Here is a 20,948-nt window from a genome sequence, read left to right on the forward strand (position 1 = left end):
CCTGGCACTGGGCGACCCTCTTTTTTAGCTTTATCGCGCCAATGATACAGGGTTTGGTAGGCGATCCCTTCACTACGTGCCACTTCCATGACGGTCATATTGTGGGGAGGCAATAACTTCTTTAAAACTGCTTCTTTACGTTCAGATGAATATCGTGCCATTGAGCTCTCATTGACCGCCCCCTCTATTTAATTATTGGATGATTTTAAGGGGTGACAACAATCCTGACACAGGGGGCATAGCTTCAGTTTCCAATACAGATAATGCTGATGACTCTGATATGTGGCGATCCTTTCCTTAGTTAAGTTTTATAGAAGTAGCTAAGCCATATTTTCCTGCTGTTAGGAATTAATTTCAGTCAGAAAGTATGGCAACTCTAAATGAATATACTGTACTTGATCCGTCTATCGAACCTGCTTGGGGTACAAATAAATGTCATGTGCGCCCTATCCCACTTCTGGACAAAAACGGGTCACGAAGTTTTGATATTCGAATAACCTCAGCTGTGACAAAGTATGAGAATCATCTATAGCAAGTTCCCTGTTTCTGTCATCCATGACTTACGGTTTCATGGAATGTGCGCGAAAACGACCTAGCTGTATAATGCTTTTAAAGAGAATGTAGTGGAAATGAGTATATGAGTAAGAAAATTATCTATATCGACATGATGATACCCTGTGCGATTACGCAAGCGCCCATCAACTAGCATTGAAGCTTTATCCTGAAATTCAATTTCCCCAAAGTAAGCCTGGTTTCTTTCATTATTTGCTACCAATAACAGGTGGCATTGAAGCTATGAGACAGTTATTAGCATCTCAGCATTACGATCCATTTATCCTGACAGCACCTTCCGTCATGAATCCACTTTGCTATACGGAAAATGAACTTGGATTGAAACACACTTAGGTATGGATTATGTGCATCAACTAATAATCTCTCCACGAAAAGATCTACTAAAAGGAGATTTTCTTATTGATGATTACAATGAAGGAAAAGGAGTTATTTACAGGTAAAGTCTTACACTTTGGAACCGATCCTTTCCAAGACTGGGCAAGCGTGCGGGCTTTTCTCGGAATATGAAAATAAAACTATACCACTACATTGCTGTTATCATAGTGGCTTTTTTTAACCATTTCGGTACGTTTGCTGATGTCTATGTCAGTTATTGAATGATAATTCTTGGATCCGAACCATTATCGCAGCCTTGCATCACCACTTGATAATCAAAAGATTGGCCAACGGTTAACGATTCTTTCACCTTGCACTTACGCTTGTTTTTTTTAAAATTTTTGCCACAATTGTCTTTTAAAGGTGAATCACCAGAAAATTTAAGTTTAAAGTCTGAATCAACTTCATTGTCTAATTTCCAAGTAATAAAATCCCCTTTCTTTGTGCATATACAGCCAGCTTCACTAGCACATTGATCGGCATCACAGCCACTGCCACCGTTTACCGAAGCTGATACGGCACATTCATTAACGGTTAACGCTATCTGTTTGTCAGCCCCAAACGAATTCCCAGACAGCATAATTGCAATACCGAAAATAATAGTGACTAAGCTTTTTAAGTAGTTTCTTGTATAATTCATGACCAATTTCATATTAATTTTCCTTCTTTTTCTAGAGTACTAGTTGAATAAATAGATATAAATTGAATATCTCGAGCAAGTATTTTTCTTGGATAACCTAGTGTCAATGCAGTATTAATCAGTGTTTGTGCCAATGATTTTTGACCACAATTAAGCGCTACAATTGCGGTGTCGTAATAAATATAAGGATCGTTACTTTGTGACGTCCGTAGTGTTTCAATACTGTTTAGGGCACTATCACATTGTAATAATTCGGATTGGTAACGTGCTAATGATGCTTGCATGGTTTCTTGATTGGGATTTACTTTTAATTGTTCTTTGGCAAGACCAAGCGCTTTAGTATATGACAATCTTGCATTTTTTATATCTCCAGAAAATTTTTGCGCATCGGCTAAATTCCCCCATAGCGTAGGATCAAACGGCGTTAATTTGGTGGCCAGTAAATAATTTTTAGTCGCGAGGGTAAATTGCTTTTGGAAAAAAAATGCCGTGCCTAAATTTGAATAAGTAATGGCATTTGGGCTAATGCTTAATGAATGTTGCCATGCATCACTCGCCTTATCTAACTCATCATTAAGATAGTATGAAGAACCTAAATTACTAAATCCTTTTTCAAAATCTGGCTTCAATAAAGTGACTTTGGTATATTGTTCACTCGCCTGTGCAAAATGACCAATACTAAATAAAAAGTGACCATATATTTGATAATTTTTCCAATATCCTGGCTCAAGTTGAATCGCCTTAGCAAAGAGTAAATCAGCTTGCTTTATATCACCTTGGGTATGCTTATTTTGAGCGATACCTGTTATCGCGGGTAAGTTTTTATCGTTTAACGTCAATGCTTGTTGATAAAACTGGTCAGAAATAGCGTATTGTCCGCTAATGCGATTTAAGTTTCCTAATGCGATGTAAGCTTCTTCTTTTAATTGTGAAACTTGGGTTAAGGCGCTACAGATCCTCTTTGCCGATTGAAATGACGCTACATTTTTTGAAAGTGCATATTGTTCAAGATAGGTTTGGCACAAGCCTGCATTGGCTAAAGAAAAGTTTGAATCTAATTCAAGCGCATTTAAAAAATGAATTTCAGCCGCTGCGGTTGTTTCCAGCGTAGGGATATTAGCCAGTTGGCCACGTCCTTGAATATAACTGTCGTAAGCTTTAAAATCGTCCGTGCTTATTAATGTTTCAACATTTGTAGTAGAAGATTTTGCAATAAGATCCAATGCATTAAATACTTTACGATAAAGCTCCTTTTGTACATGCAATAAATTATCCGGTGCACCTTTAATTAACGATGCCCAAACTTGAAGAGCCGTTTCGGTATCGGTAATGTTAAGCATAACTATTATTTCTTCATTATTTGCAACGACTTGTCCATCTAGTAAATATTTAGCCCCTAACTTTTCGGCATATTGTTTAATTGTGCTACTAACAGCTACCTCATTAATAGCCCGTTGAGATACCAAATTAAAATTCTTTTGATTTGATAAAGCGTTAATTACTTCACCTTGAAAAGTGGCTTTAAAATAATCGGGTACATTGGAGTGGCTATCAAATTTAAACGGAATGACAGCTAATAAATCATGTTGAAGAGTAACAGAAGGTGGTAAGCGGCTGTTGTTAGTCAAACCATTTTGTTCTAATTCTATAGAATCAATTAGATGCATAGATAAGAAGCCAACAAATGAAGACAATAAACCAATAAATATAAAATCAAAGAGCAGTTGTTTATAAAATAATTTTTTGCGTGGGCTGTTGTTATTTATATAAAATAGATTTTTCTTTATTTTTATTTCTTGTAACCAAGTATAAAGTAAGATGAGAGGAAATCCGATAACCAATAAGAGAACAACAATTTTCAGACCCCATTCAGGCACATTAAATATAGGAAATACCAGTGCAATAATTTGAATAATAACCCAAGTACTAATAGAAAATGCTACTGTTACTTTAAATAATCGCGAATTTTTCAATAATGCGACGGATAAATGCCAATTGTCATTGCTCAATTGAGGTGCAGGCACTTCATTCGAAGGCCATAAATTGGGATAAAGCACTTTATCATCGACACTTTTTACGGCGGCAATTAAACGATACCCTCTACGGTTTAGTGTTTGAATAAACTCAGGAGATTCTTTATGGTCATCCAATACATGTCTTAATTCACTAATGACATGTGATAAATTTCCCCGTTTGGTTACTTTTTCTCCCCAACCTATTTTCAACAATTGCTCAGTTGACAGTAATTTATTTTGATTACTGGCCATAAACAACAGAATTTCTAAGGCTTTAGGAGAGATATGACGTCGTTTGCCATTAAATATGGCGACATTATCATTAGGTATGATGACAATATCTCCGAGCATGAATCCTTTTAAAAGTTCAGCATTAATAGCGGCGTTATCACTTGCGCGTCTCTCTCCATATTCCATAAAAAAGGGCCTTATTCCTTATCTTACTCACGTCGCTAAGTGGGTGGAATACCATTCTTTTAGTTTGAGCTACATAGCTCTAACAGCAGAAGTCATCAATAACATTAGGTTGAATTTACCTAAATATCAAATGAGTGAATTGAACATGATTGATGATAATGTGCTTAACATCAAATTAGGTTCAAGCGGTAGGTCGTCTATTAAATGATGTATCACTTTGAATTGTTATGAATAAAAGGTCACTTCAAACAGCTCGTTTTCTCGAACTGTTATTTACACTATAAAGAGTCATATCTCAGGTGTTCGGGTTTGTTCAACACTTGGGATAAGGACGCCATAGTCGTTTGTTAGTGGCTAACTTTGTTTACGCCAACCGAATGCAAGTAACCAAACCATCAATACGAGTTCTCCTAGCGCAAAGAGAATTAACCAGCCCCAATCGACATCTGGAGCAAAGTATTTGTCTAAATACATACCAATATAAGACATGCCGGCTAGCCCCACTGGAATACTAAGCCAGCTTGGAGTAACGGTAGAACGCCATAACAAAATACTGAGCATACCTAGGTGAACCCCAAACAACATCAGCGCCATCGACTCCATCGACTTAGCCGCTGACAGGTGGGCAAAAACCATCGTTTGGATATCTGATTCGCTGAATAAATTTGATATCGACAGACTCACAGCCAAGTCGTAGGCTAGAATACTCGAAGATAGACCAACGAAAGCAAGCGCAGTGTAAATAAGCCGAGACCACGCAACCAACTGTGAAAGCGCTCTTTGATCTTTACGCAAATACCAAAATAAAGCCCATGCGACAATAATATCCATCACATAAGTAACAAATAACAAGAATGTGCCAATTAGAAATGGAGTTCCATTGGATTGCAAGCCATTGACTGTTGCAGCGATATCACCTTTGACAACGCTTTGCGACATGAAATAGAAATTTGCTATGGGTGCTGCGAAAACCATTACCAACAGACCTAGCCCAGCGATTATGGCTGAGTTTCTTTGCGTTAGACCATTAGAAAAATCCTGTGCAGAATCATTGTCCATCAAGTTAATCCTTTAATTCATTGATAAGAGGTGCCATATCGGCTTCTAAAAATACATAGCCAGCCATTTTTTGAAGTAACAACATAACCCTTTCCTATTTGAGTCGCGATCACCTTGTATATTTTGCTCTACTGCCAATTCAACGGAACCATCATGGCTAAATTAAATCATTCAAATTGGTTGAGGTCTTCCCTTTTGACAAATTTATTAGTTAACAATGTGCCTTTAAAGCTTTTATGCCACTGCATAAGCACGTCTTTATCTGACCATTGTTTAGCCTTATCTGCATAAACTTTTATCACCACATGCAAATGGTCGCTCCCTGCTTATTAATAAGAATGCATAAGTGCAGATATCAATCGCAAAGATGGTAGCCAATTCAAGAATACGTAAATCAACCCACTCTCGGCGATGCTCAAAATTTTCGCCTGTTGAGTTATCAATGCCGCACAGAAAAGCCTTACGCACTTCACGCGAGCAACAATGATAACTTTCTATATACAGTGAGAAGGTGTGTCATCTAAGCTAATGATTGTTTGTCTGGGTATGGCCAACTTCAATTACCATTTTGAAAGGGTAAATAAAGCGTAGATTATTGTTTGTTATTTAGCCAACCATCTTGGATGGCAATGTTAATTTATGTCTGAACAATATGATGGGGCTATAGCTCAGCTAGGTGAGCGCTTCGCTGGCAGCGAAGAGGTCTGCGGTTCGATCCCGCATAGCTCCACCAATTTAAAATATAGAACTTAGTATTTAGCTAATGGCTAATGGCTAAATACTTCCGACTAACAACTCCCCATCCAAGCATCACTACAATATAAATAAAACCATTAAATAATAGCAATCATTGAACTTATTTAATAAGCTTAATTTTTAAGCAATCAAATTGACTTATAAGGCTTACTCATGAACACATTTTCACTGCCACGCTCCCTACTTATTGTTTCATTATTATTGCTTCTTTCTGCTTGTAACGATGCAGCCTTAACAGAGGTTGCAGCTCCGGCACCACATGTTGTTGTTGAGATAATAAAAGAGATCGATATTGTGCCAGAAATGGCTTTTATAGGTAGAACAGAAGCAACTGAAGATGTATCGCTCCGTGCACAAGTTGAAGGTGTTTTATTAAAGCGTCATTTTACTGGTGGTGATGATGTAGAAGCAGGTGATCTTTTATTCGAAATTGACGCTACCCCTTATAATACAGAAGTAAATCAACAAAAAGCATCTTTAAAACATGCGCAGTCAGCTTACAAAATTGCTAAAAACCGTTGGCAACGTGGTCAAAAATTAATTAACACGGGTGCAATTTCAGAGTTGGACATAGATGAATTAACAGCCAGTATGAATCAAACAGAGTCAGATGTAGCGATTAAACAAGCCTATCTCGATAATGCTTTATTAAACCTTTCTTATACAAAAATAATGGCACCTATTTCAGGCCGAATTAGTCGCTCAAAAGTGAGCACAGGGGACTTAATCACTGCAAATAATTTAGAGTTAGCGACATTAGTACAACTCGACCCTATTTGGGTTAACTTTCAAATTCCTGAAAAAACATTAACTAAAGCGCGTAAAGAGTTTACCGATGGACTCACTGTAGACACAGATGACTTGACGGCGACAATTAACTTGTCAGATACACTGGACTACCCTCATACAGGGAAAATTGACTTCATTGATAACCGTATTGATCAAAGCACAGGTACATTAGCTATTAGAGCGATATTTATTAACCCCAAGGCATCCTTATTACCAGGGCAATATACTAAATTGTCACTCGCAATGCCCCACGAAGAAAAAATTGTTGTGATTTCACAATCAGCCGTACAAGAAGAGCAACAAGGACGTTTTGTATTAGTGGTTAACGAAGAAAACAAAATTGAAAAACGCATGGTTAAACTAGGTACTCGTTATGATGTTCGTTGGGAAGTGATAAAAGGGTTAAAACTCGGTGAAAAAATAGTCGTTGAAGGGTTACAAAAAGTGCGTGTCGGTATTGTAGTTGAAACAACAGAGCAGACTGAAACTCCTTTCGCTTCAAAAAATGAAAAATAGGTTACCACTATGATCAGTTCATTCTTTATTCATCGACCTAAATTTGCTTTTGTTATTTCAATTGTATTAACGCTTGCAGGTTTATTATCTATTCCCATTTTATCTGTCGCCGAATTCCCTGAAATTGCACCTCCACAGGTGAGTGTTACGACAAGTTACCGGGGCGCAAGTGCTGAAACAGTAAAATCTACCGTTGCTCAAGCAATCGAGTCATCAGTAAACGGTGTAGAGGATATGTTATACATGTCTTCAAGTAGTGCAAATGATGGTAGTTATTCACTTAGTATTACCTTTGCTGTAGGAACTGATGCTGATATGGCTCAGGTCAACGTGCAAAACCGTGTTACCTCAGTGATGGCAAAACTGCCTGCAGAAGTGCAACAATCAGGTGTGTCTGTTAAGAAAAAATCACCGAATATGTTATTAGTAGTGAATTTAAACTCACCTAATGAAACCTTCGACTCTCTGTTTTTAAGCAATTATGCCAATATCAATATTAAAGATTCTTTAGCCCGTCAGCCAGGCGTATCAGAAGTACAAATTATTGGTGCGATGGATTATGCAATGCGTATCTGGCTTGATCCGAATAAAATGTCTACCTTAAATGTCACCACAGAAGATGTGATTGCATCTATACGAGAACAAAATATTCAAGTCGCAGCAGGTCGTGTTGGTGCGTCCCCCTCCTCTAAAGATCAAAGTTTTCAATATACTTTGCAAACTAAAGGTCGCTTCCAAACTGCTGAAGAATTTTCAGAGATTATGATCCGTGCGAATCCTGACGGTTCGAAAGTTTATTTAAATGCAGTTGCTCGCATAGAATTAGGCTCAAGTAGCTACGATGCTGAAGGTAAGTTTAATAATAAACCCTCGGCCATTATTGCCGTATATCAATCTCCGGGGGCAAACGCGTTAGAGGTAGCAGAATCAATCAAAAAAGATCTTGAACGTTTATCTGTTAGCTTCCCAACGGATATTGAAAGTGTCATCGCTTATGATACGACCGAAGCCGTTAGCGCTTCTATTGGTGAAGTGATTGAAACATTATTAGTTGCGGTTGCGCTTGTTATTTTAATTGTATTCCTGTTTTTGCAAGATGTACGTTCAACTCTTATTCCCGCGATTGCAATTCCAGTTTCATTGATCGGTACCTTTGCCTTTATGCTTGCCATTGGCATGAGTATTAATACCATCTCACTGTTCGCTCTGGTGCTCGCAATTGGTATTGTGGTAGATGATGCAATCGTAGTGATAGAAAATGTAACGCGCTTAATGGAAGATGAAGGATTATCCCCCATAGATGCCACTGAAAAAGCAATGAAAGAGGTGACTGGGCCCATCATTGCGACAACATTAGTATTATTAGCTGTTTTTGCCCCAACAGCAGTAATGCCAGGTATTACAGGGCAAATGTATGCTCAATTCTCTATTACTATCTGTATTTCAGTGCTTATCTCGTCAGTCAATGCATTGACCTTAAGCCCTGCATTAGCGGCAACATTATTACGCAAACCCAAAAAACATACAAAAGGCTTTCATTTTCAGTTTAACAAGTTCTTTAATAAATTAACCGAACGCTATACTGCGATAGTCAGTCTATTAGTACGCCGATTATTACTCGTCGGCATCGGCTTTGTGATACTAATGGGTGCATTATTCGTACTTGCCGGTAATACGCCTTCAGGCTTTATCCCCATCGAAGATAAAAAATCATTTATGGTAGATATTCAGCTACCTGATGGTGCTTCACTTAACCGTACAGAAGATGTTATAGATGAATTAGTGACGATTGCGAGCGATGAGCCAGGTGTAGCTGATGTTATTCATGTGAGTGGTTTTAGTATTTTAACGGGCTCAGTTGCATCTAATGGTGGTTTGCTCATTATTACCCTTGAAGATTGGGATGAACGTAGTGATAAAAGCATGCATCAGAATCAAATCATCGCACGCTTACAAGGGAAATTTAATACATTACCTTCTGCAAAAGTAATGGCCTTTGCCCTGCCCTCTGTCCCTGGTTTAGGTGCTACCAGTGGACTTTCATTTGTATTGCAAGATACGCAAGGAAGAACTCCAGAACAATTATCACAAGTGATGGGATCCTTTATATTAAATCTCAATAGTTTACCTGAAGTTGCCTTTTCATTTAGTAACTTTCGATCTAATGTGCCTCAGATGTATCTGGATATTAACCGTAAAAAGGCAAAAGATTTAGGCATCGAATTGAGCGTTATCTTTAATACCTTACAAACCCAACTGGGTGGCTATTACGTGAATGATTTTAATCGCTTTGGTAAAGTGTTTAGTGTCATGGTGCAAGCGGATAATGAGTTCAGAGACAGTGAAACAGATATTAATAGCTACTATGTGCGCACAAAAAACAATGAGATGGTGCCACTCAGCACGCTAGTTGAAATAACACCGATTCTTGGACCCGAATCCGTTAAACAGTACAATTTATTTAGCTCAACAGATATCAATATTTTCCCCACTCCAGGATACAGTACCGGTGAAGCGATAGCGGCAGTCGAACGTGCTGTGAATACATTACCCTCTGGTTACAGTTATGAATGGACTGGACAAACGTTCCAAGAGCTACAAGCGGGAAATTTAGCGCCATATATTTTTGCTTTAGCTTTTGTATTTACGTATCTATTCCTAGTCGCACAATATGAGAGTTGGACCATTCCATTAGCGGTAATGCTTTCTGTTCCCCTCGCTATGTTAGGTGCTTTTATTTACCTTAACATTATGGGTTATGAGCTTAATTTGTATGCTCAAATCGGTTTAGTGTTATTAATTGGTCTCGCCAGTAAGAGTGCTATCTTGATAGTAGAGTTTGCTAAAGAATTACAAGAAGGTGGCAAGCCAACGCTGGAAGCCGCTGTTGAAGCGGGTCGTTTGCGTTTCCGTGCTGTACTGATGACTGGGCTATCTTTTGTATTAGGTGTTGTACCACTTGTTCTTGCAACAGGCGCAGGTGCTGAAAGCCGAAAATCATTAGGTTATGCTGTATTAGGGGGCATGGTTGCATCAGTAATACTCGCAACCATACTGGTACCTATCTTCTACGCGATGATGCAAAAGATGCGTGAATCATTTAAAGCGCCAAAAGATAAAACTGCACTGATAGAAGATGATAAATAAAAGTGCGATAAAAGCTGAGAGGCTGAATGCGGAGGATAAGTAGAATAAACGTCATTTTTCATTAGATCTAAAATATACTTTAGTTGATAATTTCATCTTTTTCTTCATATTTGTTTTGTATTTACTTAACTTTCATCTTAATGAAGCTACGAAAGTCAGATATTTCTCCCATGTACTCACCGGTTTCATAAAATGTGAGGTAAAGGGCAACTGCGGCCCGCTGTTGGGCAAACCAGCTCTGAATATTGCTTTTGTTTATGATTAACTTATGTTTATTCAAATAGACTTGCCTGAGGAGGTGCTCTACTTACCGTAAGAATGATTTTGACAATTGCGTCATTTTTTTATTCAGATGACTTAGTCTCTTTGTTATCACTGCTGGATCTTCAATGCTTAATGATCTTAACCACACCGCCATATTGATGACAGGTTTCAATATCTATCCCATAGCAAATACATAGCAAATACATGCCACCCATTTTTTGAAGTAACAACATAACCCCTTTCTATTTGAGTTGCGATCACCTTGTATAATTTTCTCTACGAGCAATTCAACGGAACAATCATAGGTGGCTAAATTAAATCCTATTAGTTATACATATTAGTGTGCATGCCCATCTTTTCCCGCTGGTTTCAAGGCTGGAAATTTATGCGTTGCAAATACGGCATGACAACTAGCGCACGACTCATTCATTTCAGAAAAATAAAAATTTATTAGCTCTGGCTTTTTACTTTGTGCGGCATGTTCAAGCATTCCTGCTAAATAATGAAACCGCTGATCTTTTTCAATAAATTCAGGTGGCAATACTGAATGTAGTTCTTTTACTTGGCTTTCTGTTAGGCTTTGTTTCAATATATAACTACTCTTTATTTTCTGTGCCGTAGTTTCTATTTCGCTCCAGTTTCCAGAAATATATGCAGGGATTATAGACATCATTCCACCCTGTAATGCTTTCATTTCTTCAGATAATAGTTTGCGCAAATCAGGAGAAAGCGCCTCTACACCAGAAGCCTTTACGTGTTCTTCATGCTTATGTACATCTTCTGCATAACTCATTGTTGGTAATAGGATAGCCAAGAGTGCGATGCTAATAAAAATTTTCATATGAGTCTCTGTTTAAGTTGATTGTTTAGACACCTTAATAACAGGTTGGGTGGCTAAATTAGATCCGCTAAATTCCCCGGGACTTTCGTTTTGCTCGGGTCTCGGGGTTTTTCGCCGAATGAGTGTAATTGAGCTATTTAGTGCTATTGGCTTCAAAAAGGCTATTTTTCAACAAAAGCTCTCTCAACAACGTAGTCTCCTTGCACTCCTTTTTTAGGACTTTCCTTAAAGCCTTTTTCATCAAGCATGGCACAAGTGTCTTCTAACATGGAAGGACTACCGCACATCATCATTCGATCAAGTTCAGGGTCGAGTTCGGCTATCCCAATATCTGTATATAATTTCCCCGAATTAATTAAATCAGTAATTCGTCCTTGATTTTTATAGGGTTCACGAGTGACACACGGATAGTAGATGAGTTGTTCAGTTATCATTTCACCAAGATATTCATGATTAGGAAGATCTGTTGTTAATATCTCATGGTATGCCAACTCATTGGTATACCTTACGCCATGGAACAAAATAACTTTTTCAAAACGTTCATAGGTTTCAGGATCTTTAATAATACTTAAAAACGGGGCCAGCCCTGTACCTGTGCCAATCAAGAGTAAATTTCTACCGTCTTTTAAATCATCAATAACCAGTGTTCCTGTTGGCTTACTACCAATAATAACTTCATCTCCAATAGCTAAATGTTGTAATTTTGATGTAAAAGCACCACCCTCGACTTTAATACTGAAAAACTCTAAGTATTCTTCATGGTTTGCGCTAGCAAGACTATAGGCTCGCAGGATTGGTTTAGTCTCTTTCTGCGCTAAGCCAATAATGACATATTCCCCATTTCTAAATCGAAGGCCTTGACTACGCGTTGTCTTGAAAGAAAATAATGTATCGTTCCAATGAACGACATCTGTGACTTTTTCGGGGTTGAATTTTTTATTCATGTTTTTCCTGTACATTTTCATAATTAATTTACCTGCGGGATGCAGGTATACATGGCAGATTGTAAGTACGAATGGCCCTCTGCCGCTGCGTAAAACCAAGCTCTTTGGGGATGACACAACTCTTTTGAAAAACACCGGCAGGGAAAAGATCTCATTTAACCGCAAAATGGTGCTTATTTGAATGCTGATCTGGTCAACTAAATTCTAGAGTAAGCATATCTACATTATGCTTCCGAAAGACTATTTATTTAACCCAAAGCCTGTGACCACTATACCATCCACTAGAATCGATTAATTATCACAATACAAGTATGATGAAGATAATTTAACTTAAACCAATGATTTCAATTACATGCCTTTCTTTATTAATGCAGAAGATGTTAAGAATAATTTATCCTGGACAGAACTTTGTAATGTTTTATTTGAAGGCCACAAAGCGCCGCGAGCTGATATGCGCGAAGCCGATGATGCACTATTGGTCAAATCGCGTATATTTGTTGATTCACGAGAAACCGCAATTCATGAGATTGGTGAACTTGCTACGCCGATAAAGAATGGAATAATTACAGAAAATGACGTTATCTCAGACTTCTACCAACTTTGTAATAACGGACAAGGACGCCAAACCGAAGCGAAAATAACGCTGTTCAAAAATGGCGGTGGTGCCCATCTGGATTTAATGACTGCGCTATATATTATGCAAATGACTGGGAAATAATTTACAACATAATCCCCATTCTATTTGAGTTGCGTTCACCTTGTATGATTTTATCGTCGAGCAAATTCAACAGGATGATTTAACCAATTAGCACTCGATGGCCAATTCATCAGTAATATGATCGATTTAACACAGCAGGATAGCTTGATATCAATCAAGCCTAAAGTGACGTTATGGGATTAAAAAGTGAGCGTTTAAGTGCACAGCCAGCGCTGGCAGAGTGTTTCACTCTAGCAGCATCGACTTTAACGACTACATACAGATGATTGCTCCTTGCTTATTAACAAGAATGCATAAGCACATATATGAATAGCGAAGATAGTTGCAAGCTCAAGGATGCGAGAATCAACCCATTCACGCCGATGTTCAAAATTCTCACCTGTTGAATTATCGATACCACACAGAAAGGCTTTACGCACTACACGTGAACAACAGTGATAACTTTCTATATATAGGGAGTAGGCGTATCTTGTAAACTAACAATTGTTTGTCTTGGTCTGGCCATGTTCAATTACCATTTAAAAGGGTAAATAAAGCGTAGGTTGTTGTTCAATATTCAGCCTAAAAAGTTGGGTGGTATTGTTATTTTTTGTTATTTTTTTCAAAAATCTAACGTGTTCAGTACTTTTCCAAAGCACTTCAATAATATTCTGCGACCGTCGGCTTTTGCCGTGCTGCTGTCTTAAGCAAAAACTGACAGAAAATGCAGTTATTTATCAGTTGAATGGTTTGAGCACAATAAAGGTAAATAGAATTGTTAGAAACTAAAGGCATTCCATACTTGAAATAGCCCAATGAATGCCGTTAGATATCTGTTTATCAATGCTTCATAGCGCCGTTAAACTTTAGAAGAAATAATTTTCTGTTTGAACCAAAATAGCGCTAATATCGCAACGACTATTAATAATATACCATTGCTCACAAAAGCCATTTCTTTTGCCCAATACTCATAAATATACCCGCCGGCCAACGGACCCAATGCTGAGCCAGTGCCGCTCGCTCCCTCTTTTATCCCCATTACAGTGCCTCGTAAGTGAGCAGGTGAAATGTCATTAACTAACGCATCCTCGGCTGGACTAGCCATTGCCCAGCCGATGGAGAACAAAATATACGAAACAGCAATAAAATAAAGAGATTCCCAATAAGGTAAGGCAATAGAAAGACAACCTGCTATTGCAAGGCCGATTGCGATTATTTTTCCTCTTCCCCATTTGTCTGACCACTGACCAGAGTACCGCGGTAATATTGCATGAACTAAGCCCGCGGGGAAAAATACTAATGCCAAAATAATCACATTGATGTCAAATTTGGTTTTCAAAAAAAGTAAGTAAATTGGTTCTATTAATGCGCTCGCAAAAGCAGATAAAAACACGATGAACAAGACCTTAGCTAAATTAGGTGACCAAGGAACTTTCCTGTTGAAATTATCGTGTGAATTATTCGGAAAAACCGTTGTAGATGTCTCTTTAACCTTCAAAGACAACAGCAATGCCACAACCGACATTAAAGCATAACCTATAAACGCCCACACCCAAGCGGATTGCATAGGTAAAAACCCCAATAAGGTAAATCCATAAGTCGCTCCCACCATACTGCCACGGACCGATGTCGTTGTGAGTATCCCCATGGCTGAACCTGCTGACTTCGCTTTATTTAAATCAGAGGTCATTGTTCTTGCGGACACCCACATGAGCGAGGCGCCTATGCCTTGAAGAAAACGCGCTAAATAGAAATCATAAATACTATTACTTTGAACAAACAAAAGCATTGCGAGAACATAGAAAAAGAACGCACTAGAGAAGAAAAGGTGGCGCCCGAACCTATCTAAGCAATAACCAACAATAGGTCGAAATAATAACATGGCGCCTGTGAACACAGCGTACATGCCTCCGATCCCTACTGCATCTATGCCAAGATCATCAGCTCTGATGGGTAAACTGAAATTGAGAAAAACGAAAGAAAAAGAGCCAAAAAAAACTGGGTGTAAATAGCTAGGCCGAGGGGCTGCTTGATTCTCTAATGAATTCATAAATGGCCTATTCAGTAAATGCTTCAATCAAACGTCTTATAATTAGATTATTATAGTCAATGTAACTAAAAAACATTAGCTGCACAGTTCCGGGTATGATTTTATCATCGAGCAAATTCAACAGAATGATTTAACCAATTAGCACTCAATGGCCAATTCATCAGTAATATGATCGATTTATCGCAGTAGAAAAGCTTGATATCAATCATGTAAAAAGTGGTGTTGTTAGATTAAGACGTTATTGTTTACACAACCAGCACAACCAGCACTGGCAGCACTGGCAGTTTGCTGCGCCTTGGCGTCGTTTTCGCTCAAGATGCTCACAATATTCGGTTAAGGCAGGTAACGCCCCAACTGCACCTTTGAATAATCAGTTTCGACAATATAAGCCGACACGAGTAGCGATGGAAGCGTGTTATTCAGCTAACTATTGGGGCAGAGAAATCATCAAACTCGGCATCAAGTTGATTTAATTCCAGCAATCAAAGTTAAGCCATTTGTACAGGGAAATACAAATGATGCTAATGATGCATTGGCAATTGCTGAAGCGAGTTCTAGGCTAATATTCATTTTTACCGCCCTAAATCACTTGAGCAGCAAGACATACAACGCCTGCAACGTATACTCGAACGTCATGTAAAACAACGTACTGCTATCAGTAATCAACTCCGTGGTTTTCTCGCTGATGATGGAATTATCATCGAAAAGAAAATTCATAAAATAACAGCAGCGTTACCTGATATTCTTGAGGATGCTGATTAATGAGCGCCGGACTGCACACTTTGCTGCAAAGCGATGGGAGAACAATTTTTAATAGTCACTTTTCCCTGTAACAAGTTGCCCTTGGAATATTCGTTAAAATGGCAGGTATTGGTTTGAGGATCATAGTTTTCGATCCACAAATTATCGTCTTTCCAGGTCGCGAGAATATGTTTCTGACCATCAGGCACAGTAATTGACATCACACCCCCATAATTTTTTACAAAAACTTGCTGAAAATGAAAATAGTAAGCCAGCAAACCAATAAAAAATACAATGGAACACGCAATCATGGCAGATTTCCATTTCTGTTTCTTACCCAATAGAAAGCCTAATCCAGCCATTATCCCTATAACAACAGCCCAGTAAAAATAAGTAATCATCATTAACTCCTCGTGGTGGGTTTAAATTTTTATGCTGGTTTAAAACACGTTAAAATTATGTGGCTAATGAAGCAATGACTTCTCACCATCATCACTATGCCAGATGCTATTTAAGCTAGAACGCCTGCAGTTGATTTTATAAAGAATGACACCTTATAGGCGCGCATTAGTTAATACAATCAACAAAGTCGTTTACACCTTAAAAGAGCCTGAATCTAACTGTGCACAAAGCACCTGAGACTTGAATAGTCCCATTAAGGTTAACCGATAAATGTCTCGGCTTTGGCATCCCGCGTCGCTTTACCTGCTAAATCCATTTAGTCGTAGTGCCCCTGATATTCTAAAGGATCACGAAAGCGTCAGGCAGCATTCTTTATTTTAAAACAATACGCAATAAGATAGCCAATATGTGTTTGCATGCTTTTAATGCTAAGAGCACGATGATTTGACCGCTTATAGACATACGAAGTAGATGAATTTGTTGATTGATTTGAATTTGACTGCACAAGCAGCCAAATACTTTCTACCCGTACAATGGTTCGCCTATTGAATGGCGAAAAGCTCATAGGTGTTAGGCATCTTCAAGACTTACACCGAACCGATCCCTGTCTGCGATCTAAAAATATCAGCTTGTAGTGAATGAAGTAAATGCGTGTTTACTTCATTTAGCGCTGATTTCTAGGGGATGGCTGCAAAACCCCTATCAGCAAAACTGAGCCAATTATCATCAAGACATTTATTTTCGTTTTGCAATCAATAGAGCCGCCAAAATCAATAGTGATCCGATGGCAAGCCTGACAAGTTCTTCTGGTGTTCCTCCCTTAGCTTCACCAAAAATAAACAAGGAGGCAAACATAGCCAGTGGCACTACCGCATTGTTAAAGACGCCTAATACTCCGACACTTGTTTTGGTAGCGCCTTTATTCCAAAGGAAGAAACCAAGCCCTGATGCAATGACTCCCATATAAACTAAAACGAACCACTGCGTTGGTGTTGCGCTTAAAGGAATGGGTGGCTGCTGAGAAATCACCAGCGTAACAATGGTGGTAAAAGCGGCTGCACCTAAATACAAAAAGCCAAATACAGAGCTATCGCTAATATGTGGTCTATCTAGCTTCCAATCTCGATAATAAACTTGCCCAAAAGCAAAAGCGATATTGGCTATTTGCATAAGGCCAAATCCTAACCAAATTTCGCTTGAGTCTATATCGCCCATTTTTATAATTGCGGCGCCACAAATTGAAAGTATCGTGGCCAATACATACCATGGGGTAAAACACCGCTGTCGAAGATCGTTGATAATAACGATATAAAGTGGTGTAAAAACGCTAAATAGCGCAACCAGATGTGATGGTATAAAACGAAAAGCGGAAAGATAGCAGGTGTACATTACCCCGTATTGAAGTGCGCCAAGCAGTATGAGCTGCCATTTTTCTTGCCCGGTTGTGTTGCGGCGTTTTATAAAGGGAAGAAAAACAATAAGCGCCAGTAATAGGCGCGTATCTGCTATTTGAAGTGGGTCAATACCTTTGAGCGTATTGCCAATAAGACCAAAGGAAAAAGCCCAAATCAAGGTAGTGATAACTAGATAAATCATTAAAATCTCTAATATTTAATGTCAATTGATTCAATAGCTATTTGTAATAGTTAACTATCTACACGATTTGTATTTATTATATGTTGTCTGTTATTCAAGTGCTACAGAGTAACGATTTTACCCCAGTCAAAAAGTGGGGCCGATATAGATTACTTGAGACAAGGTTACCAGTTGTAAGCAGCACTAATAGTGTATTGTTCCCCTCGTCCAGGTGTTCCAGGTACCTCTTCAAATGATTCCCCCCAAAGATTGTCTGCTGCAAGCAAGATATCCAGACCGTTAAACTGCGAAGGAGTAATCTTCAACGTGAGGTGGGTGAATAAAGCATCATCGTCACCGTTTCGTAGAATATTGTCTTCTTGTTTACGCCACTCGTTATCAACACGGACTTCCACTATGTCGCTAGGTCGCCAAATAACACCTAAGGTTACTCGATGATCAGGGTAGTTCAATGCATAAAAGCTAGCATCGATATCCGTAGCGCCATAATTTTCCGATTTATCAAGGAAGGTATAGCTGGTGATTATTTCTGCATTATCTAAACGTTTTACCGCAAGTAACTCTACACCTAGCGTATTTATATCGACCGGATTTGCTGAACGAGCAGAGGTTGAACTTAAGCTATAGGTCCAATCGGCTAACTCATCATCTTGTCGATAAAAAATAGCCGAATCAAGGCGCCAGGTTTCTCGGTCTAATGCCAGGCCTAATTCAATATTTTTAGTGGTTTCTCGCTCAAGATCATAGTTACTTCTAAATAGCCCACCGCTGTCACTCCCACCTATAGCGGTATAACCTGCCACTTGACTGGCTTCTGCATAAGAGAGATAAAGTGTTTGCGAGGTATCGTCAGCATTTATTGTATTCCAGGTTATATCACCAATAAGGGAGGCTTGTGAATCGTCCCGGTTAGTATCATCAAAGGCAGCGCCGAGACGAAAAGTTAACTGTTGATCATCTCGTAGAGACATTCGGTATTCAGGCAAAACACTGAGTTTGTAATACTCACGCGAAGTAAAGTTATTTTCAAGTGTGGTTGATTCAATACTGTCTGTTATAAACTGTGTTGAGTAATTGAGGGCAAATGATGCTGTTTGTGCATGGCGCCCTGAAAGTGCTATTGATGTAACATCGGTTTCATGAAAGGCTTGAAATACATCAGGATTTTCGCGCGAAAAAACGTAATGGTCGGTGTTACGACGATTGTAAGCGGACATTTCAAATGTGCTGTCTCGTGAATAATGCTGTTTATGATTAAGCAATAATAGTCGCGTTTTGAGGTCTTCAGTTTCATTAACATTAAATGGCGTGTACATATTTGGCCAGCCAAAGAATTTTTCTTGAGAACCAAAAAATAGATCTGTCTGTGATGATGAGCCAACTAATTGAATACGACCAGAGGCACGTTGAAAATCATGGTCGCCATTCTCTATCGTACCGTCACTTTCAGAGCGAGAATATTCACCTTCAAAACCGATAGTCCAATCGGTAGAGTCAGCGAGTGCCATACTCACACCACTGTGAACCCGTTGAAGAGTAAAATTGTTATTACCTGCGCCAATAGAAGCACTACCTGCGGTTTTTATGGCTGTCCAGTCGCGGGAAACTGTGCCTACCGAGCTGTTAACACCGAAAAGCGCATTATCTGCGCCAGTAAGTACCTTAGCGTTAGATAGCATTTCCTGAGCAATCGGAATTTCGGCAAAGTAATGTCCCGTTTGCGGATCCAATAACGTTGCGCTGCCGACCCTAAAGCCAGTATTTTCGAAAATACCACCTCGAATCGTCACATCAGCTTGAGCTTCTGCCATATTGCGCGACTGTAGATCAACGCGCGGATCATATTCTAGATTTGAAACTGGCGAACCAAAAGTGCCAACAGGTTTAGTATTAGCCGTGGTTGAGCCCTGAACCGTAATTTTCTCAATATCTGTACTTACATCATTAGCATCGTCGGCTGCCGATGAAACAGACGATAGGCTAAATAACAAAGCGGACAAAGCAATTTGTACAACTCGAATCATGTTAATGTTCTCTATTTACACTGTTTGAACTATCTGTAAAAACGCTTATTTTCACTTCCCCTGCCCCCAATCATATGACCAAGTAGCAAAAAAAGTCATTGCTCATCTTTGTGCTATACAGCGGAGGGGTTAACGAATTGGAACAAGCAAACGAAATATCGTAAGATAGGTTTCAGTTGAAAGCGATTGATCGATACGTTAATCGATACGTTAATCAATAGTGTATCTTAGCAGGTAAAATATTACACATGATAACTATTCTCAACTAATAATAATTTATCACTGAACACATAACAAACAGATCAATAACGGTCTACTTGCTATTACAGTAATCAATAGAATAACTCATAAAACTGAATTCATTTTTTATAAAGACCTAATATGAAAATACAACCAGATAATAAGATTGCTTACAACGAGCGAGAAATAATTTATTTTGCCGGCGGTTGTCTTTGGGGCGTGCAAGAATTTATGAAGTACTTGCCAGGCATTTTTGCAACACAGGCAGGTCGAGCCAATGGTTTAACCGATACCACCAAGAGCAATTATGATGGCTATGCAGAGTGTGTAAAAGTGACCTTCTGCCCAAGCACTGTTAATGTTAATGAGCTTATAGGTTACTTTTTTGAAATTATTGATCCTTACAGCATCAATAAGCAAGGCGAGGATGTGGGGAAAAAATACCGCAGCGGAATATACAGTAAACACAGTAGTCACCTCGAGACTGCTATTGAGTATATTAAGCACCGTGACGATGCAGATAAGATTGTCGTTGAAATTTTGCCGCTGCTCAACTATGTAAAAAGCGATGAAGAACACCAACAAAGATTAACTCGGTTTCCACATGATTATTGTCATATTCCTAAGAAGATATTACATAAATACAAGTAGGGTGAACATTGGCTTCAGAAACGATAACAAGCGATAACAAGCGAACGCTGCGCTCACGGATAAAGCGGTCTAGCTCCTAAGCCCTTTCGCTTGCTATCGCCCTTTCGCTTGATATTGCCCTTACGCTTGCTATCGCCCTTACGCTTGCTATCGCCCTTACGCTTGCTATCGCCCTTACGCTTGCTATCGCCCTTACGCTTGCTATCGCCCT

The 20,948-nt window shown here is 38.9% G+C and carries 14 protein-coding genes and 1 tRNA gene; 5 read left to right on the forward strand and 10 right to left on the reverse strand.

The window, feature by feature from the left end:
- From AAEZ02_RS19370 to AAEZ02_RS19385, 4 genes are all read right to left on the reverse strand, one after another.
- On the reverse strand, window positions 1-161 hold a 161-nt coding region (locus AAEZ02_RS19370; protein WP_351124601.1), incomplete at its 3' end, for a transposase.
- 1,001 nt (window positions 162-1,162) lie between these two features.
- Window positions 1,163-1,600 (reverse strand): hypothetical protein, encoded by a 438-nt coding sequence (locus AAEZ02_RS19375; RefSeq protein ID WP_351077881.1) that lies wholly within the window; start codon window positions 1,598-1,600, stop codon window positions 1,163-1,165.
- Window positions 1,597-4,020 (reverse strand): winged helix-turn-helix domain-containing protein, encoded by a 2,424-nt coding sequence (locus AAEZ02_RS19380; protein ID WP_351077878.1) that lies wholly within the window; start codon window positions 4,018-4,020, stop codon window positions 1,597-1,599. Before AAEZ02_RS19380 ends, AAEZ02_RS19375 begins: the two co-directional genes overlap by 4 nt.
- Window positions 4,021-4,374: 354 nt before the next feature.
- Window positions 4,375-5,079: a DUF4386 domain-containing protein gene (locus AAEZ02_RS19385; RefSeq protein ID WP_351077875.1), complete on the reverse strand. Its 705-nt coding sequence runs from the start codon at window positions 5,077-5,079 to the stop codon at window positions 4,375-4,377.
- A gap of 657 nt (window positions 5,080-5,736) precedes the next feature.
- Here AAEZ02_RS19385 and AAEZ02_RS19390 point away from each other — a divergent pair.
- The 3 genes from AAEZ02_RS19390 to AAEZ02_RS19400 all read left to right on the forward strand — a co-directional run bounded on the left by AAEZ02_RS19390 (window position 5,737) and on the right by AAEZ02_RS19400 (window position 10,287).
- Window positions 5,737-5,812: transfer RNA gene (locus tag AAEZ02_RS19390), tRNA-Ala, on the forward strand.
- A 176-nt stretch (window positions 5,813-5,988) separates the two neighbouring features.
- On the forward strand, window positions 5,989-7,140 hold the full coding sequence (locus AAEZ02_RS19395; protein WP_351088602.1) for an efflux RND transporter periplasmic adaptor subunit: 1,152 nt from the start codon (window positions 5,989-5,991) through the stop codon (window positions 7,138-7,140).
- 9 nt (window positions 7,141-7,149) lie between these two features.
- Window positions 7,150-10,287 carry an efflux RND transporter permease subunit gene (locus AAEZ02_RS19400; RefSeq protein WP_351088601.1) on the forward strand — a complete coding sequence of 1,046 codons (3,138 nt, stop codon included), beginning with the start codon at window positions 7,150-7,152 and terminating at the stop codon, window positions 10,285-10,287.
- Between the two features lie 601 nt (window positions 10,288-10,888).
- Here the strand turns inward: AAEZ02_RS19400 and AAEZ02_RS19405 are convergent.
- Together AAEZ02_RS19405 and AAEZ02_RS19410 are read right to left on the reverse strand one after the other, a co-directional pair.
- Window positions 10,889-11,392, reverse strand: a complete 504-nt coding sequence (locus tag AAEZ02_RS19405; RefSeq protein WP_351088600.1) for a hypothetical protein — start codon at window positions 11,390-11,392, stop codon at window positions 10,889-10,891.
- 161 nt (window positions 11,393-11,553) lie between these two features.
- Entirely contained in the window at window positions 11,554-12,336 is a 783-nt protein-coding gene (locus tag AAEZ02_RS19410) for a ferredoxin--NADP reductase (protein WP_351088599.1), read from the reverse strand.
- Between the two features lie 352 nt (window positions 12,337-12,688).
- Here AAEZ02_RS19410 and AAEZ02_RS19415 point away from each other — a divergent pair, with 352 nt between their 5' ends.
- Window positions 12,689-13,054 carry a hypothetical protein gene (locus AAEZ02_RS19415; protein ID WP_351124583.1) on the forward strand — a complete coding sequence of 122 codons (366 nt, stop codon included), beginning with the start codon at window positions 12,689-12,691 and terminating at the stop codon, window positions 13,052-13,054.
- 838 nt (window positions 13,055-13,892) lie between these two features.
- Here the strand turns inward: AAEZ02_RS19415 and AAEZ02_RS19420 are convergent.
- The 4 genes from AAEZ02_RS19420 to AAEZ02_RS19435 form a co-directional block, all read right to left on the reverse strand.
- Window positions 13,893-15,083, reverse strand: coding sequence for an MFS transporter (locus AAEZ02_RS19420; RefSeq protein WP_351124586.1), 1,191 nt, complete (start codon window positions 15,081-15,083; stop codon window positions 13,893-13,895).
- Between the two features lie 758 nt (window positions 15,084-15,841).
- Window positions 15,842-16,225, reverse strand: coding sequence for a hypothetical protein (locus AAEZ02_RS19425; RefSeq protein ID WP_351124589.1), 384 nt, complete (start codon window positions 16,223-16,225; stop codon window positions 15,842-15,844).
- A gap of 736 nt (window positions 16,226-16,961) precedes the next feature.
- The gene (locus tag AAEZ02_RS19430; protein WP_351124592.1) at window positions 16,962-17,822 is read right to left on the reverse strand and encodes an EamA family transporter; all 861 of its coding nucleotides are present in this window, start codon (window positions 17,820-17,822) and stop codon (window positions 16,962-16,964) included.
- Window positions 17,823-17,986: 164 nt separating this feature from the next.
- Window positions 17,987-19,846: a TonB-dependent receptor plug domain-containing protein gene (locus AAEZ02_RS19435; RefSeq protein WP_351124595.1), complete on the reverse strand. Its 1,860-nt coding sequence runs from the start codon at window positions 19,844-19,846 to the stop codon at window positions 17,987-17,989.
- A gap of 381 nt (window positions 19,847-20,227) precedes the next feature.
- On the opposite strand from AAEZ02_RS19435, the gene AAEZ02_RS19440 reads away from it, so the two are divergent.
- Window positions 20,228-20,737: a peptide-methionine (S)-S-oxide reductase gene (locus AAEZ02_RS19440; RefSeq protein WP_351124598.1), complete on the forward strand. Its 510-nt coding sequence runs from the start codon at window positions 20,228-20,230 to the stop codon at window positions 20,735-20,737.
- The last annotated feature ends 211 nt before the right edge of the window (window positions 20,738-20,948 follow it).

Source organism: Shewanella sp. T24-MNA-CIBAN-0130, assembly GCF_040310185.1.
GTDB classification, from domain to species: Bacteria; Pseudomonadota; Gammaproteobacteria; order Enterobacterales; family Shewanellaceae; genus Shewanella; species Shewanella psychromarinicola.